Origin of the sequence: Nocardia asteroides (genome assembly GCA_019930625.1) — a bacterium.
Lineage (GTDB): Bacteria > Actinomycetota > Actinomycetes > Mycobacteriales > Mycobacteriaceae > Nocardia > Nocardia sputi.
The window spans coordinates 1,663,608-1,677,524 of the sequence record CP082844.1; the positions used below are offsets into that span (position 1 = coordinate 1,663,608).

General features: G+C 68.0%; 16 protein-coding genes. 9 read left to right on the forward strand and 7 right to left on the reverse strand.

Annotated features, from left to right (window positions below; translation table 11 throughout):
• The first annotated feature begins 314 nt into the window (after nucleotides 1-314).
• Both K8O92_07775 and aroQ read left to right on the forward strand, forming a co-directional pair.
• Nucleotides 315-965, forward strand: a complete 651-nt coding sequence (locus tag K8O92_07775) for a hypothetical protein (GenBank protein ID UAK33816.1) — start codon at nucleotides 315-317, stop codon at nucleotides 963-965.
• 24 nt (nucleotides 966-989) lie between these two features.
• Nucleotides 990-1,445 (forward strand): type II 3-dehydroquinate dehydratase, encoded by a 456-nt coding sequence (aroQ, locus tag K8O92_07780; protein ID UAK33817.1) that lies wholly within the window; start codon nucleotides 990-992, stop codon nucleotides 1,443-1,445.
• A gap of 2 nt (nucleotides 1,446-1,447) precedes the next feature.
• On the opposite strand, the gene K8O92_07785 is transcribed toward aroQ, so the two are convergent.
• The 3 genes from K8O92_07785 to K8O92_07795 form a co-directional block, all read right to left on the reverse strand.
• Complete coding sequence (locus K8O92_07785) at nucleotides 1,448-1,894, reverse strand: nitroreductase family deazaflavin-dependent oxidoreductase (GenBank protein UAK33818.1); 447 nt, start codon at nucleotides 1,892-1,894, stop codon at nucleotides 1,448-1,450.
• 116 nt (nucleotides 1,895-2,010) lie between these two features.
• Nucleotides 2,011-2,820 carry a metalloregulator ArsR/SmtB family transcription factor gene (locus K8O92_07790; protein ID UAK33819.1) on the reverse strand — a complete coding sequence of 270 codons (810 nt, stop codon included), beginning with the start codon at nucleotides 2,818-2,820 and terminating at the stop codon, nucleotides 2,011-2,013.
• Nucleotides 2,821-2,970: 150 nt separating this feature from the next.
• Nucleotides 2,971-3,849 (reverse strand): NAD(P)-binding domain-containing protein, encoded by an 879-nt coding sequence (locus tag K8O92_07795; GenBank protein UAK33820.1) that lies wholly within the window; start codon nucleotides 3,847-3,849, stop codon nucleotides 2,971-2,973.
• Between the two features lie 137 nt (nucleotides 3,850-3,986).
• Between K8O92_07795 and K8O92_07800 the strand changes: the two genes are divergently transcribed.
• Nucleotides 3,987-4,343, forward strand: a complete 357-nt coding sequence (locus tag K8O92_07800) for a helix-turn-helix transcriptional regulator (protein UAK33821.1) — start codon at nucleotides 3,987-3,989, stop codon at nucleotides 4,341-4,343.
• Here K8O92_07800 and K8O92_07805 read toward each other — a convergent pair.
• Both K8O92_07805 and K8O92_07810 read right to left on the reverse strand, forming a co-directional pair.
• A complete protein-coding gene (locus tag K8O92_07805; GenBank protein UAK33822.1) occupies nucleotides 4,340-5,464 on the reverse strand; it encodes a glycerate kinase in 1,125 nt (374 codons plus the stop codon). The two genes, K8O92_07800 and K8O92_07805, sit on opposite strands and share 4 nt — an antisense overlap.
• A 270-nt stretch (nucleotides 5,465-5,734) precedes the next feature.
• Nucleotides 5,735-7,324 carry an alpha/beta hydrolase gene (locus K8O92_07810; protein ID UAK33823.1) on the reverse strand — a complete coding sequence of 530 codons (1,590 nt, stop codon included), beginning with the start codon at nucleotides 7,322-7,324 and terminating at the stop codon, nucleotides 5,735-5,737.
• Between the two features lie 157 nt (nucleotides 7,325-7,481).
• Between K8O92_07810 and K8O92_07815 the strand changes: the two genes are divergently transcribed.
• On the forward strand, nucleotides 7,482-7,793 hold the full coding sequence (locus K8O92_07815) for an N-acetyltransferase (GenBank protein UAK33824.1): 312 nt from the start codon (nucleotides 7,482-7,484) through the stop codon (nucleotides 7,791-7,793).
• A 4-nt stretch (nucleotides 7,794-7,797) separates the two neighbouring features.
• Here K8O92_07815 and K8O92_07820 read toward each other — a convergent pair whose 3' ends face one another.
• A complete protein-coding gene (locus tag K8O92_07820; GenBank protein UAK33825.1) occupies nucleotides 7,798-8,559 on the reverse strand; it encodes a 1-acyl-sn-glycerol-3-phosphate acyltransferase in 762 nt (253 codons plus the stop codon).
• A 136-nt stretch (nucleotides 8,560-8,695) separates the two neighbouring features.
• Here K8O92_07820 and K8O92_07825 point away from each other — a divergent pair, with 136 nt between their 5' ends.
• The 3 genes from K8O92_07825 to K8O92_07835 all read left to right on the forward strand — a co-directional run bounded on the left by K8O92_07825 (nucleotide 8,696) and on the right by K8O92_07835 (nucleotide 10,743).
• Nucleotides 8,696-9,340 carry a YqgE/AlgH family protein gene (locus K8O92_07825; protein UAK33826.1) on the forward strand — a complete coding sequence of 215 codons (645 nt, stop codon included), beginning with the start codon at nucleotides 8,696-8,698 and terminating at the stop codon, nucleotides 9,338-9,340.
• 153 nt (nucleotides 9,341-9,493) lie between these two features.
• Nucleotides 9,494-10,009, forward strand: coding sequence for a sigma-70 family RNA polymerase sigma factor (locus K8O92_07830; protein UAK35509.1), 516 nt, complete (start codon nucleotides 9,494-9,496; stop codon nucleotides 10,007-10,009).
• Nucleotides 10,006-10,743 (forward strand): zf-HC2 domain-containing protein, encoded by a 738-nt coding sequence (locus K8O92_07835; protein ID UAK33827.1) that lies wholly within the window; start codon nucleotides 10,006-10,008, stop codon nucleotides 10,741-10,743. The genes K8O92_07830 and K8O92_07835 overlap by 4 nt, the downstream gene beginning before the upstream one ends.
• 76 nt (nucleotides 10,744-10,819) lie before the next feature.
• Here the strand turns inward: K8O92_07835 and K8O92_07840 are convergent, their stop codons facing one another.
• Nucleotides 10,820-11,350 (reverse strand): EXLDI protein, encoded by a 531-nt coding sequence (locus K8O92_07840; protein ID UAK33828.1) that lies wholly within the window; start codon nucleotides 11,348-11,350, stop codon nucleotides 10,820-10,822.
• A gap of 138 nt (nucleotides 11,351-11,488) precedes the next feature.
• Between K8O92_07840 and K8O92_07845 the strand changes: the two genes are divergently transcribed.
• Nucleotides 11,489-13,177 carry a thiamine pyrophosphate-binding protein gene (locus K8O92_07845; GenBank protein UAK33829.1) on the forward strand — a complete coding sequence of 563 codons (1,689 nt, stop codon included), beginning with the start codon at nucleotides 11,489-11,491 and terminating at the stop codon, nucleotides 13,175-13,177.
• Nucleotides 13,178-13,233: 56 nt separating this feature from the next.
• Nucleotides 13,234-13,893 carry an SRPBCC family protein gene (locus tag K8O92_07850; GenBank protein ID UAK33830.1) on the forward strand — a complete coding sequence of 220 codons (660 nt, stop codon included), beginning with the start codon at nucleotides 13,234-13,236 and terminating at the stop codon, nucleotides 13,891-13,893.
• The last annotated feature ends 24 nt before the right edge of the window (nucleotides 13,894-13,917 follow it).

Sequence of the window (13,917 nt, forward strand, 5' to 3'; positions counted from 1 at the left end):
CCGCGATGCCTCCGTAGCGCGGACGTTACCCATGCTCAGCATCCCAATTGTGCCCCGAGATCTCGCACCTCGGGAGGTCTTTCATGATCATCGTCCAGCCGGTCGGGGGCAACCGGCGCCGTTACCGTACCGGCCTTCCGGAAAAGTCGCGCGGTTACCCCCGGACTGGACGTTTCGAATCAATAAATACCCCAAACGGTGCAGAACGAAGCAACCGGATCCGGGGTTCGCACAGAGCGGAACTCTTTGGCCTGTTTGCGCAGTAATCTTGTAATCACTGAAAGCACCACACCACAGTAAGTAGGTGACCCGTCATGAGAAACGCACACCGCGGCCGGGGTTTCGGACGGACAGGCGGTTGGCAGCAAGCCGACCTGCCGGACCCCTCGGACGTTCCCGACTGGTTCGCCGGGAGGTTGCCCAGTGAGTGGTTCACCGGTCCGCCGGTGATCGAGGTGGATCGCGACGAGATCGTCGTCATCGGTGAGCTGCCGATCCCGCGACCGGAGAAACCGGACACCACCAACGACCCTGCCGACCCTGCCGACGCTGCCGACGACGACAACGCTTCCGCCGACGACAACGCAGCCCCGACAGGGGAGGTACCGCGCGCGACCAAGGAGGGCGCGATCGCCCGCTTCCGCGAATCCACCCGGCCTGCCCGCATGCAGATCGCGAACGAAGCGCAGCACCGCTATCGGCGCAATGTGGCCTGGGGCGTCTCGGTGGACGGGGAACGCATCCTGTTCACCCACTTGGCCGTCCCCGTGATGACGCGGCTGCGCCAGCCGGAACGCAAGGTTCTCGACACCTTGGTCGACGCCGGTGTCGCCCGTTCCCGTGCCGACGCGCTGGCCTGGACGGTGAAGCTGGCGGGCAAGCACGCGGAGGCGTGGCTGGAGGAATTGCGCGAGGCCATGCGCAAGGTCGATGACCTGCGCTCGGAAGGTCCGCAGGGGCTGTAGGCGGTCGGGTCTAGTGTTGCGTGCATGGCTGTGACCGCTGACGCGACACCGGGCCCGATCCTCGTTCTGAACGGTCCGAACCTGAACATGCTCGGCATCCGGCAACCGGAGGTCTACGGGTCGGCGACGCTGGAGGATGTCGTGGAGTTGTGCAAGCGGACCGCGACGAAGTTCGATCGGGAGATCGTCGCCTTCCAGTCCAATTCCGAAGGCGCGCTCATCGACCGGATCCATCAGGCGCGGGGCGTGGAGTCGGGCATCGTGATCAATCCCGGCGGCCTGACCCACACCTCGGTGGCGCTACGGGACGCGCTGGTGATTCCGGAACTCCCCATCGTCGAGGTGCACATCAGCAATGTGCACGCACGTGAAGAGTTCCGGCACCACTCCTACATCTCTCCGATCGCGACCGCGGTGGTCGCGGGAATGGGCATACAGGGTTACGCCGCCGCTATCGAATTCCTGGCCCGCTCGGCCTGAGTTCACTTCAGCTGGAATACCGGAAACCCGGGCGCGATGGCGGCGAGTTCCTCGTCGGTGGCGTCCTTGGTCACGCCCTCGAAGAATCTGCCGACCTCCCAGCCCCACTTCCGCAGGTAGAGCCGCAGCAGGGGCACCTTGTCGGCATCGGCCACCTCGGCGGCGGTGAACGCTTCGACCTTGCGGCCGAGCCGCAGCTCGCCCCCGCCCGCCACGCGAAGGTTGCGCACCCACTGCGTGTGCCCACGGGGTGCGACGAGGAAGCGCTCGCCGTCCTCCCGCACCATGAGGTTGACCATCGTGGTGCGCCACTCGCCGCTCTTGCGCCCACGCACCGCGAGCAGTCGCGAACCCATGACACTGATGCCCAGCTTGGGCAGCAGATTGAAGATCCGGCTGAAGAACGCCTCGAGTCCGGCGGGGCCGATGTAGCGGGTGCTGTGGTCCATGACTACTCCTCTTTGTGAGCACTGCTCTCTATGGAGAGAAGTGTTCCACGATGGGCGCCACGGAGTCAAGAGCACTGCTCTCTATTGCTTCGGCATCGCCGCTCCACGCACGAGGCCTACTGCGACTGCGCGGCAGTCTCCGGCTCCGGCAGAACGTCTCCCGTCTCCAACAACGTCTTGAGGTTGGACAAAATGCTCGGCCAGCCGCCGCGGATCGCTTCCAGGACCGCACTGCCCGGTTCGAAGCCGTCGTGCACGACGGTCAGCTTGACGACCTCGCCCTTGGGCTCTATCTCGAACGCCACCTTGGAACGGGGCTCACGCGCCCACGCGGCGACATCGTCCGGGTTCAGCTCGAAGGCCTCGGCCAAGGCGGGGTCGAACGTGTGCCAGGTGTAGGACAGGCGGCGGTACGGCTCGGATTCGAGCACCACTTGCTCGGGGTCCTTGTGGGCCCAGCCCCGCTGCCGCCACTCCATCACCGAGCCCGGACGCCAATCCGTGTCGAAGCCGGTGCCCCAGTAACGATCGGTGAACACCGGGTCGGTGAGCGCCTGCCACAGCTTTTCGGGAGTGGTCTTGATGTAGGTCGTGTAGACGAATGCGTTGTCGCCCATGGGTTGTTCCTCCAGTGCTCTCTTCAGGTCGGCGAGGATGCCGACCCGCGCGCGGTCGTACCGGTTGATCCAGCGTTCGGCGATGGCGTTGATGGGCTCGGCATTGAGGTAGTGCAATTTCTCCCGGCCGCTGCGCCGGGTCGTGATGAGGTTGGCCGCCTCCAGCATCGCGAGATGCTTGCTCACCGACTGGCGGGCCGTCGCCAGTCCTGCGCACAACTCCCGCAGCGTCTGCCCGTTGCGGGCATTCAGGCTGTCGAGCAGCCGCCGCCGACTCGGATCGGCCAACGCCCGGAACACCTCGTCCATCGTCCACCTTCCCAACATGCAGCCGGTAGGCTGCCCATTTACTATAGGCAGCCTTATGGCTGCATATCAAGCCACGAAAAACCTCGCAGAGTCGGTCGGGTTTCTCGCCCGGCTGGGCGAGGAACCGACCGACTCTGCGAGGTCGGGGTATCAGGATGGATCGCGGAGCAGGGCGTAGGTGGAGACAGGGGTGCCGGCCTTCTCGCTGGCAGCGATGGCTTTACGCCAGAGGCCTTGGGCAGTGTGCGAGAGGATGGCGTCCACGCCGACTTCCTCACTCGCGTCGATGATGTGCTGCGCGCCCGCGTCCATCATCTTCAGGCTGGCCAAGGAGGCCCAGCCGCCGTTCTGGTTGGCGACCGAGAACTCCTCCATGAAGTAGGGAAAAGCGGCGGCCGAGCGAATCGCGAACGGGACGAACGCGGCGATGTCGTGGCCGGAGCGGTCGATCATGGCGGTGGCCTGGTCGAAGGCGAGCAACCACGGATGGAAGATGGTCAGCAGCCCCTGGTAGAAGACCTGCGCCAAGCCGTCGTCCGTGCCGAGGTACTCCTGCGGGCTCAGCGGGCGCAGCAGCTCGGCGTGCGCGTCGAACACCTCGCGAGGACCGCTGTAGAAGATGTAGGACGCCGGGTGCACGATGTTGTCCCCCGCCGACATGACGCCGCCGGAGATGAACTCCGCGCCGTGCGAGCGAACCCACTGCGCGCCCTTTCGCGCCTTCTCCGGCGAATCGGAGGACAGATTCGCGATCACCTTGCCCTTCAGATGACCGGCCGCCTGGCCCAGCACGTCGTACATGGCCGCGTAGTGGGTGAGGCTGAGCACGGTGACCTCGTTGGCGTCGAGCGCGTCGGCGACGGTGGCGGCGCGCTTCGCACCGAGTTCCACCATGGCGTCGACCTTCTCGGGGCTGCGGTTCCACACCGTCACCTCGACGCCGGCTTCCAGGAAAGCCCGGACCATCGCCTGACCCATCGGCCCCAAGCCGACGACGGAGACAGCGCGGGCGGGGGTCTGCTCGGACATGATGTGTTCCTTCGATTCTCGTTCGGATTTGCGTCGGCGCCGGGATCCATGGTCGTTCCCGCAGGTAGAGTCGGGAAGACCGAACGTCGAGGTGCGGTTGCTTACTTCGAGGTTCGAATCGAGGTCAAAGGAGCGCGGTGGGCATGAACAGTGACGCGGATCACGATGTATGCGGTATGACGGTCGCGATCGACGTTGTCGGCGGCAAGTGGAAACTGCACCTGATGTGGGTGCTCGGCACCGGCCCCCAGCGCTTCGGCCAGATCCGCAGGATGCTCGAGGGGGTCAGCGAGAAGGTGCTCGCCGAGAACCTGCGCCAGCTCGAGTCGACCGGCGTGGTGCATCGCGAGGTCTACCCCGAGGTCCCGCCCCGAGTCGAGTACTCGCTCACCCCGCTGGGCAAGGAGCTGGCCGTGGCGCTGCGTCCGCTCGAGGAGTGGGGCGAACGGCACCGGCACGAACTGGCCGCGAAACTGCTGGCGTCGGCGAGTTAGACCGATCGCTCGACGGCGATCCGCGCGCCGACGCGTTCGAGCAGCATCGCCGCCTCGGCCATCGAACGGTCCGGGTCGGGTTCCAGATCGGCGAGCGCATGGCAATCCGCGAAGCCCGCGGCCCGGATCTCGTCGGGTTCGAGCAGCGTGCGACCGACGACAGCGACCACCGGGACGTTCGCCTTCCGGGCAGCCGCGCACACGCCGACCGGGGCTTTGCCGTGCAGACTCTGTCGATCGAGTGAGCCTTCACCGGTGATGACCAAAGCGACGTCCGCGAGCAGATCGGGGAACTCGAGCAGTTCCAGAACGACCTCGATGCCGCTGCGCACCCGCGCGCCCAGCACGGCGAGCGCACCGAAACCGGTCCCGCCCGCCGCGCCCGCGCCCGGTTGCCGGGCGAAGCCGGATCCGACGAGTTCGGCCCAGGTGGCGAGCGCGGATTCGAGAACCTCGACTTCGGCGGGGCCCGCTCCCTTCTGCGGTGCGTAGACCGCGGCGGCGCCGGTGGGCCCGAGCAGCGGATTGTCGACATCGCAAGCGAGCGTGAACGACGTGCTCGCCACACCGGAATGCAGGCCGGAGCAGTCCAGCCGTGCAGCCCGGGTCAGCACCGCCGCGCCGCGCGGCAGTTCCCGGCCCTCGGCGTCCAGGACGCGCACGCCGAGTGCCTGCAGCATGCCCGCGCCGCCGTCGGTGGACGCGCTGCCGCCCAGCCCGAGCGTGATCTCTGCGACCCCATGGTCCATCGCGTGTGCCAGCACGACCCCGAGCCCGAACGTGCTCGCGTGCAACGGATCGAGCCGCCCCTCGGGCAGGGTCGCGAGACCGACGACCGCGGCCAGTTCGACGACCGCGGTCGCACCGCGCCGAGCATAGGCCGTACGAATGGGCACGCCGGTAGGTCCCGGAGCGGTCAGTTCCACACGCGTCCAACCGGCCGCGAGGAACGCCTCGACCGTGCCGTCACCGCCGTCTGCGACCGGCACCTGCCGGACCTCGGCATCGGGCGCGGCACGCCGCAACCCCGCGGCCAGTGCCGCCGCTACTTCCGGCGCGGTGAGCGACCCCTTGAACTTGTCCGGAGCGACGATCACTCGCGTGGCGGATGCTCGTGTCATCCCCACATTCTCGGACCCGGCCGGACCGGCCGCACCACACGGCGCGACCGCCGAGAGGAACGCCGTCAAGCCGCAGTGCCGAACGTCCGACCCGACACGCCGGTTATCCGGACCTGCTACTCGCACCTCTGCACAAAGGTGCCGGTCGCGTGCTGCGCGCATCCGCCCGGCCAAGAACCGCCGACCAGCCACGCGCGTGTGCCGCATCTCGCAGCGGCACACAGGTCCCGGGGACACGGCTCGACTCGGGCCGCGATGCCGTGCGCCCGCTCAAGTCGCGGGCAGTGGCGCCTGATCGGCTCGGGTGATGTCGACCTTCGCGGTGCGCAGATAGGTGAGCACGGCCTCGTCCACCGCGGGATTGCCGCGACCGAACGTGCCGTGGTCACCGCCCTCGACCACCACCAGCGCACCGCCCAGCGCCGCGGCCATGGCCGGGCCGCCTTCGTACTTGGTCAGCGCGTCGTGGCGGCTCTGCAGCACCAGCGGCGCGGTGCGCAGGCCGGCACCGGTGATCGGCACCGGTTTCGTCACGGGCTTCCATGACCCACAGGCCATTCCGGAGCGCACCAGGTCGGCGCGCGCGTCCATCGCGTTGCCGCCGGAAGCTATGGTGCCGACCGCTGCGCCGAGCAACTCCGGCCTGCCGCTCACGGCATTCTCGTTGCAGGTGATCGCGCTGAACACGAAACGCCCGGTGGGGTCGGTCGAGGTGGCGCCCTCGATGGCCCGCAGGCGCTGCACGTTCGCCGGATCGGCCGCCGCGTCGGCCATCGCGCGGGCGAAGGTCGGCCAGAAGGTGCGGGTGTAGGTGGCCACGGTGGTCGCGCCCAGCAACGGCACTTGCGCGGAGACACCGCCGGTCACCAGAGTGCGCAACAGGTTCTGCACTTTGCCGAGTTGCTCGACGCTGCCGTTGTAGCCGTCCCTCGCGATCTCGGCCAGCGGCTCGGGCAGCGCACCGGGCAGGTCGGCAACACTCGCGGGCGGTGGGGTCAGGTTGGCGTACCAGCCGCCCCCTTGCGCGGCCGCCAGCCGGACCCAGTTGCGGTAGACCTGCAAGGCGGTGTCGCCGAGGTGGTATTCGTCGTCGTGTTCGGCGATCCAAGTGAACAGATCGTCCAGGCGCTGTTTCCCCGCGACCTGCTGCTGGGCGAATTCCTCGGTCCACACCCAATCCGGGTGGACGTTGGAATCCAGGATCATGCGGTCCACCCGGTCGCCGAACAACGCGGCGTAGACCGCGCCGAGGTAGGTGCCGTAGGAGGTGCCGAGGTAGCCGATCCGCTCCAGCCCGAGCGCCGCGCGCACGGCGTCGATGTCACGCGCGGTGTTCTCGGTGGTGATGGTGGCCAGATATCCGGGCTGCGCCGCGTCGCACGCCTTCTTGATGGCGTCGCGGTTGCCGCCGCCCAACGATACCTGTTGCCCCTCACCATTTTTCGCACTCGCGCCGCATTCCAGCGGTGTCGCCCATCGCAGTCCGCGCGGCTGGACGGCGATCCGGTCGTAGCGCTCGGCGAGTTCGGCGGGGAACACGTTCAACCGGCGCGCCCAATAGTCCAGCGCGTCCGCACCGGGTCCGCCAGGGTTGGCGAACAGGACTCCCTGCCGTTCGCCGGTCGCGGCGATCCGGCTGACGGTCAGCTCGATCTTCGTCCCGTCCGGGTCGGCGTAGCTCATCGGAACACTGACGACGGCGCACTGCACGCCCCGGTCGGCGGGCACAGCCCCGTCGGGACACTTGCCGAACGCGACTCCCGGCGCGGCGCTCGCAACGCCGGTGGCGATCGATCCCCCGAGCAGGCCCACGGCGACGACGGTGGCCGCGGCCCGCGAAACACGCAGTGTCCTCAACATTTTCCGTACCTCCCCGGGCGTGCCCATCGCGTGCGACGACGGACCCGACCAAGAGCATTCTGCGCAGGCCCGGCGGGACAGACAAGTCGGTGGCGGGATTCCGCCCGGTCCGGTGTGTGATTTACCCGGACACGGGCGCACAGAGTAGCGTCGAGCCATGTCGACCGAGGTCAGCAATAACACCGCACTGGAACGTTTCGAGATCTACGTCGACGGTGCGATCGCCGGCTACGCCGAATACCAGGACACGGCCTCCGAGCGCGCGTTCGTGCACACCGAGATCTACCCGCGGTACGAGGGCCAGGGCTATGCGCGGCTGCTGGTGGAGACCGCGCTGAACAACACCCGCGAGGACAAGCTCGGCGCGCTGCCCATGTGCCGGACGGTCCACCATTTCATCGAGACCCGCCCCGAATACCTCACGATGGTGCCGCATTGGGCGCGCGACCGGCTCAACCTGCCGCAGTAGGCGTTCAGTACGCCGCGACGGCGCCGTCGAGCGCCTCCTGCAGATCGGTGCGCACCAACCGGGCGATGTCGCCGGGCCGGGTCGGCAGGTCGAGCACCGGGACATTGAAGTAGAAGCTGGCCCCCTTGACCTCCTCCTTCGTCGGCCGCACCGCGGGGTCCCGGCGCGGTCCGTAGCTCAGCGCCATGGACACCAGCACGGGCTCGGCGCCGAGCTTCATCGCACGGAACGCGATGTGCCCGATGCCGCTGCCGACCGCCTGCACCCGGGCCGGGTCGACGTCGTTGCAGGTGCCCTCCGGGAAGACCGCGACGCCGTCGCCGCGGGCCATCCGCTCCGCGCAGACGTCCATCATGCGCTGACCCGCGGCGTTCACCGCGCGGATGCCGTGGTCCTTGCCGCGGAACACCGGGATGCCGCCCATCATGTCGATCTTGCGCCGCTGATCGGGATCGACGAACAGTTCGTCCTTGGCCAGTACGCGCACCCGGCCGATCACCCGCCGTAGGCCGCTGCGCCACGCCGCCGCGGCCACGGTGTAGGGGTCGTTCTCGGAGAGATGGTTGATCGCGATCAGCAGCGGCCTGCCCTGCCTGACCACCGCACGGAGCGCTTCGCGGGCGCCGTCGGCGTAGGTGACGCGCGGATGGTAGCGGCGGCCGAGAATGGCGTAGGCCCCCCATGCCTTCAGGCGGTTCTGGCGATGATCGCGGTAGAAGTCGTACACGGTGTCGCTGTTCTCGAGGCGCACCTCGGGCGGTTCCATGGCCTGGACTCTACGATGTCGCCCCGGTAGCGCGACGCGCCGTCCGGCATCGGTCCCGGCCCGGCTCGGCAAATCGATAAGACAGAAGTCGGCCGCAGAAGGCGCATTGTGGGCGAACAGCTGCGATGATGTCCGAGTGGCACGCGCAGAAGACCCGGACGATCGGAAGACTCGCGGCGGGCACGGCGACCGTAGACGACGCGATTCCCGGCACGGCGAGCAGGTGGTTCGTGCCGGAACGCTGCTGGTATCGGCCACCGAACTGGTCGAGCCGACCTTCCGGCGCACCGTCGTCTACATCATCGAGCACAACGAGGCGGGCAGTCTCGGCGTCGTGCTCAACCGCCCGAGCGACACGGCTGTGCACGAGGTGCTGCCGCGCTGGACGGAGGCGGCCGCGGCGCCGCGCACACTGTTCATCGGCGGCCCCGTGAAACGGGATGCCGCGCTGTGCCTGGGCACCGTCCGGGTCGGCGCGCAGATCGAGGGCGTCCCCGGACTGCGCCGCATCGACGGGCGCGTCGTCCTGGTCGACCTGGACGCCGATCCCGAGCGGGTCGGCCCGCTCGTCGAGGGCATCCGGATCTTCGCGGGCTACGCGGGCTGGACCTTCGGCCAGCTGGAAGGCGAGCTGGAGAACAACGACTGGATCGTGGTGTCGGCGTTGCCGTCCGATCCGATCAGCACCGGCCGTCCCGATCTGTGGGCGCACGTGCTGCGCCGCCAGCCGCTTCCGCTGTCCCTGCTGGCGACACACCCGATTGAACTCGAACGCAACTGAGAACGTGTACTCCTCGTAGGACCAAAAGGAGACACGACATGGGACACGACAACTGAACCGGCAAGCGCATGGGTGACTCATCGGGTGCACCCACACGCCGGCCCCGCAATCCGAGCGGAGAGGTATCCAGTTGTGCGCAAGACACGCGGCGGGATGAGCCAGCCCGACGACCAGTCCGAATTGATGCGGACTCTCTATCGCGAACACGCCACCCCACTGTGGCGGTACACGCTCGGCTTGGTGCGAGATCCGGGACGGGCAGAGGACATCGTGCAGGAAACATTGCTGCGGGCCTGGCAACGCCCCAACGTCTTGGATCAGTCCACCATGTCGGCGCGGGCGTGGCTGTTCACCGTGGCGCGCAATCTCGCCGTGGATGAGCACCGCAGCGCCCGCAGCAGGCGCGAGTTCCGCACCGACAATCCGCCCGAACGGGCGGCTCCGGACCAGTCCGACCGCGCACTGGACGGCTGGCTGGTCGCCGACGCTCTCGGCAGGCTCAGCGCCGACCACCGCGAGGTGATCGTGCGGGCCTACTACCGGGGGCTGTCCACCCACCAGATCGCCGAGGAACTCGACGTCCCGGCGGGCACGGTGAAGTCACGGATGCACTACGGTATGCGCGCGTTGCGCCTGGCACTACAGGAGATGGGGGTGACGAATCAATGACGGACATCACCGACGACTACACCACGTGGGACGCCCCGTACGTGCTCGGCTCCCTCACCCGCGACGAGCGCCTGCGATACGAGAGCCATCTCGCCAGCTGCCCCGACTGCCAGGCGGCCGTGGGAGAACTCGCGGGCCTGCCGGGCATGCTCGCTCTCGTGGAGACCGAAGTCGCGACCGCGATGATCGAGTCGCGGACGAGCGAGGTCCCGGATTCGGCTCCACCGCCGATGCCGCCGCTCCCACCACCACCGCGGCTCGCCGACGCGGCCGAACGGAGGCGCCGCCGCAGCGGGTGGACCTCGGTCGGCATCGCGGTGGCCTCGGCCGCGGCGGCGGCGGCGATCGCGGTCCCCATCGCGGTCTCGGTGTCCGGGTCGGACGGCGCACCGGACCCGGGAACCAGTGAGCAGGCGTTCGTCGAACGTCAGATGAATCCGCTGGAGCCGACGCCGGTCTCGGCGAGCTTCAAACTCCTTCCGGCCGACGGCGACCGGACCCGCGTCGTGATGTCCTGCAGCTATCCGCCGGGCGAGCAGTTGCGCTACGACTGGAACCTCGCGCTGTACGTCACCCGCGCCGACGGGCAGCAGCAGCAACTCGACCAATGGCCCGCGGGCCCCGGCACCGAGCTGACCATCGACCGGACCATCGACGGCCCGCCCGACCAGGTCCGCTCGGTCGAGATCCGCGCGGCGAACTCCGGGAAGGTGCTGCTCGTCGGCACGGTCTGACCGGTTGAACGACCTCCGGGGCATTGTCCGCGGGGGTCGTCGGTCCGGCACCTGACGCTCGGGGCGGGCGCGGCGGCTAGATGTCCAAGTCCTCGATCTTCGGCCCCTCGGCCAGGTCCACCACCCGCCGATAGAGCATGTCGGGCAACTGCCCCTTCAACTCGTCGAGCGAATCCACGACGACGAAGATGAACTCACCCCAGTCCTGCTGCCCGAGACCGAGCAGGCGCCGCCAGCTTTTCGGGTCCTTCCAGTCCTTGAGCCAGCTCGTACCGGCGTCGGCGGGGTATTCGTCCCAATTCGAATACTGAGCGTGCATCACATACTTGCCCTTGCGCGTGCGATAGACCCGGACATGCTCGATCCGCGTATCGTTGACATCGCGCCACTCTCCGAGCAGGGTGCCGGAGAAGCGCACCTGTCGGACACCATCGCGACCGACCCCGAGCACGACCTCGTCGTAGCCTTCCAGCCGGCCCTCCTCGAGTTCGATGAACCGGCGCAGTGCCGTGACCACCGCCCCCGAGAGGTTGCCGCCGACGAGTTCCTGCGCACGCTGGAAGAGCGGCAGGTCGTCATCGGCAACATAGATCGTCTTGTTGGGCATGCCCCAACTATACGTAGATGTATACGTACACGCAAGCACGGCAGTCTCGCCCGCTGATCACCCGTTGAACCGTTCGGCGGCCGACTCCGTATCACTCATATACGCAGTCGAGTTTTCGTCAGCGGGGAAGGAGTGCCGATGCGGACTCGGGTCGTGGATTATCTGGTGCGAGCGGCTTCGACGCTGGGGGTGCGGCACATCTTCGGGGTGGACGGCGCCAATATCGAAGATCTGTACGACGCGATCTTCGACGCGCCGGGCGACGTGACGGGGGTGGTCGCCAAACACGAGTTCTCCGCGGCCACGATGGCCGACGGCTACGCCCGCACCACCGGCGGATTCGGCGTGGTCGCGGCGACCTCCGGCGGTGGCGCGATGAATCTGGTCGCCGGACTCGCCGAATCGTTCGCATCGCGAGTGCCCGTACTCGCGTTGGTCGGGCAGCCCCCGACCGCCTTGGAGGGCAGCGGCGCGTTCCAGGACACCAGCGGACGCGCGGGCGCCATCGACGCCGTCCGCCTCTTCGGTGCGGTCAGCACCTATTGCGCGCGGGTGGAGAACGCCGCCGACCTGCCCGATCAGCTCGACAGGGCGGTGACTGCGGCTCGGCGCGGCGGGCCGGCGGTACTGCTGCTGCCCAAAGACGTGCAGCAAGCCGATATGGGCGAGGTGGAGCCATTCCGTCCCAGCCCTAGGACGCATCGGTCCGATCACGCGGGAATCGCCCGCGTGCGCGCCGCGCTCACCACTGCCAGGCACACCGGGAAGATCGTGATCGTCGCGGGCGATCAGGTCGCGCGCGACGACGCTCGCGCCGAGCTGGCTCGCCTGGCCGCCGCACTGGACGCCACCGTGGGTGTCGCGCCGGACGCGAAGGACACCTATGACAACACCGATCCCGCTTTCTGCGGTGTCACGGGCAGCATGGGTCATCCCGAACTGGCCGCGGCCATCCGGTCCTCGGCGCTGTGCCTGCTGATCGGCACCCGATTGCCGGTCCCCACCCGCGCCGGCTTGGAGACTTCGCTCGCCGAGTGCACGGTGGCGAGCATCGGCGTGGCGCCGCCGTACCTGCCCGCCATCCACGCGACCAGTACCGATCTCTCCCGCACGCTCGCCGGCCTCGCCGACGAACTGGATGACGACAGCGCCGGATCCGAACGCGTCCGCGCGGCGCGACCGCCGACTGTCCTCCGCGTGCCGACCTCCTCCGGTCCCGGCCTGCGTTACCGGGATCTCGTCGAGACGATCGACGCCGCGTTGCCGGAAGGCACCGACGTCTTCGCCGACGCAGGCAATACCGGCGCGGCCGTCGTGCACCATCTCCAAGTCCCACGGGACGGACGGTTCGTGGTCGCGCTCGGCATGGGCGGGATGGGTTACGCGTTCGGCGCGGGCATCGGATCCGCGTTCGCGCGGCACGCGCGGACGGACGGCGTACGGCGCACGGTGGTCATCGCCGGGGACGGCGCGTTCTACATGCACGGCATGGAGCTGCACACCGCGATCGAGCATGCCCTGCCGGTCACCTTCGTCGTGCTGAACAACAACGCGCATGCGATGTGCGTGACCAGGGAGCAGCTGTACTACCGGGACCGCTACAGCTTCAACCGATTCCGTCCGGCCTATCTCGGGGCGGGCGTCGCCGCGATGTTCCCCGAACTGCCCGCGTTCTCGGTGCACACCGTCGGCGATCTCGCCGCCGCGCTACACCACTGCCTGGAGATCGAAGGGCCGTCGTTCCTTTCGATCGAATGCGACCCCGACGAGGTCCCTCCGTTCCTGCCGTTCCTGACCACCATCGAGCAATCCAGGAACCCCGGATGAACACCCGCTTCGCCGGCAACGGTGCCGCGCCCATGCCAGCCAAGAGGAGTATCACCATGACCACCAGTTCTGCCCCCGCCCTCGGTGACATCCCGGAAGGAGGGTTGCCGGGTGTGCTGCGCATCGAGAACTCCGACAAGGACGCGACCGAGCCGATCATCATCGACATGCTTCGGTCGGTGTATCCGCACGACCAGATCTACGGCGAATACTGTCCGGTGCAGGGATACATCGAGGCGCCGCCGCGAGAGGTCTACGAATACCTCGCCGACCCCCGGTCGATGGAGGAGTGGACCTACGGCCTGCGCGGGTTCGTCGAGACCGACGAACCAGGACTGTGGCTGGCCTACGACCGGCTCGGCGCGGAGACCAAGATCTACACCCGTACCGTCGCGAACCCCGACGCGATGACGGTCGACTACCACTGCGCGTGGGACCAGTCGAAACACCTGTGGATGATCTACCTGCTGCGCGTGATCGATGCGCAGGTGGTGTTCGACAGGCCGGGTTCGGTGGTGCTCTGGGTGAACTGCAAGCACCCCTTCTATGACAACAACCCCTTCCCCGAGACCGCGCCACCGGAGCGGCCGGAGTGGGTCGGCGACTTCTGGGAGATGTTCTCGGCAGGTCACCAGCTGGAGATGGACAACCTCAAGGCCATCTGCGAGTACCGGGCCGCGCACGGCCTGCCCGTCAAGCCCGACTGGATGAAGTGAGACGCCCGTGAACACCCCCATGCA

Coding starts and splice junctions, on each gene's coding strand:
- K8O92_07775 (UAK33816.1), top strand. CDS start 315: ATGAGAAACGCACACCGCGGCCGGGGTTTCGGACGGACAGGCGGTTGG.
- aroQ (UAK33817.1), top strand. CDS start 990: ATGGCTGTGACCGCTGACGCGACACCGGGCCCGATCCTCGTTCTGAAC.
- K8O92_07785 (UAK33818.1), bottom strand. CDS start 1,894: ATGGACCACAGCACCCGCTACATCGGCCCCGCCGGACTCGAGGCGTTC.
- K8O92_07790 (UAK33819.1), bottom strand. CDS start 2,820: ATGGACGAGGTGTTCCGGGCGTTGGCCGATCCGAGTCGGCGGCGGCTG.
- K8O92_07795 (UAK33820.1), bottom strand. CDS start 3,849: ATGTCCGAGCAGACCCCCGCCCGCGCTGTCTCCGTCGTCGGCTTGGGG.
- K8O92_07805 (UAK33822.1), bottom strand. CDS start 5,464: ATGACACGAGCATCCGCCACGCGAGTGATCGTCGCTCCGGACAAGTTC.
- K8O92_07810 (UAK33823.1), bottom strand. CDS start 7,324: ATGTTGAGGACACTGCGTGTTTCGCGGGCCGCGGCCACCGTCGTCGCC.
- K8O92_07815 (UAK33824.1), top strand. CDS start 7,482: ATGTCGACCGAGGTCAGCAATAACACCGCACTGGAACGTTTCGAGATC.
- K8O92_07820 (UAK33825.1), bottom strand. CDS start 8,559: ATGGAACCGCCCGAGGTGCGCCTCGAGAACAGCGACACCGTGTACGAC.
- K8O92_07830 (UAK35509.1), top strand. CDS start 9,494: ATGAGCCAGCCCGACGACCAGTCCGAATTGATGCGGACTCTCTATCGC.
- K8O92_07835 (UAK33827.1), top strand. CDS start 10,006: ATGACGGACATCACCGACGACTACACCACGTGGGACGCCCCGTACGTG.
- K8O92_07840 (UAK33828.1), bottom strand. CDS start 11,350: ATGCCCAACAAGACGATCTATGTTGCCGATGACGACCTGCCGCTCTTC.
- K8O92_07845 (UAK33829.1), top strand. CDS start 11,489: ATGCGGACTCGGGTCGTGGATTATCTGGTGCGAGCGGCTTCGACGCTG.
- K8O92_07850 (UAK33830.1), top strand. CDS start 13,234: ATGACCACCAGTTCTGCCCCCGCCCTCGGTGACATCCCGGAAGGAGGG.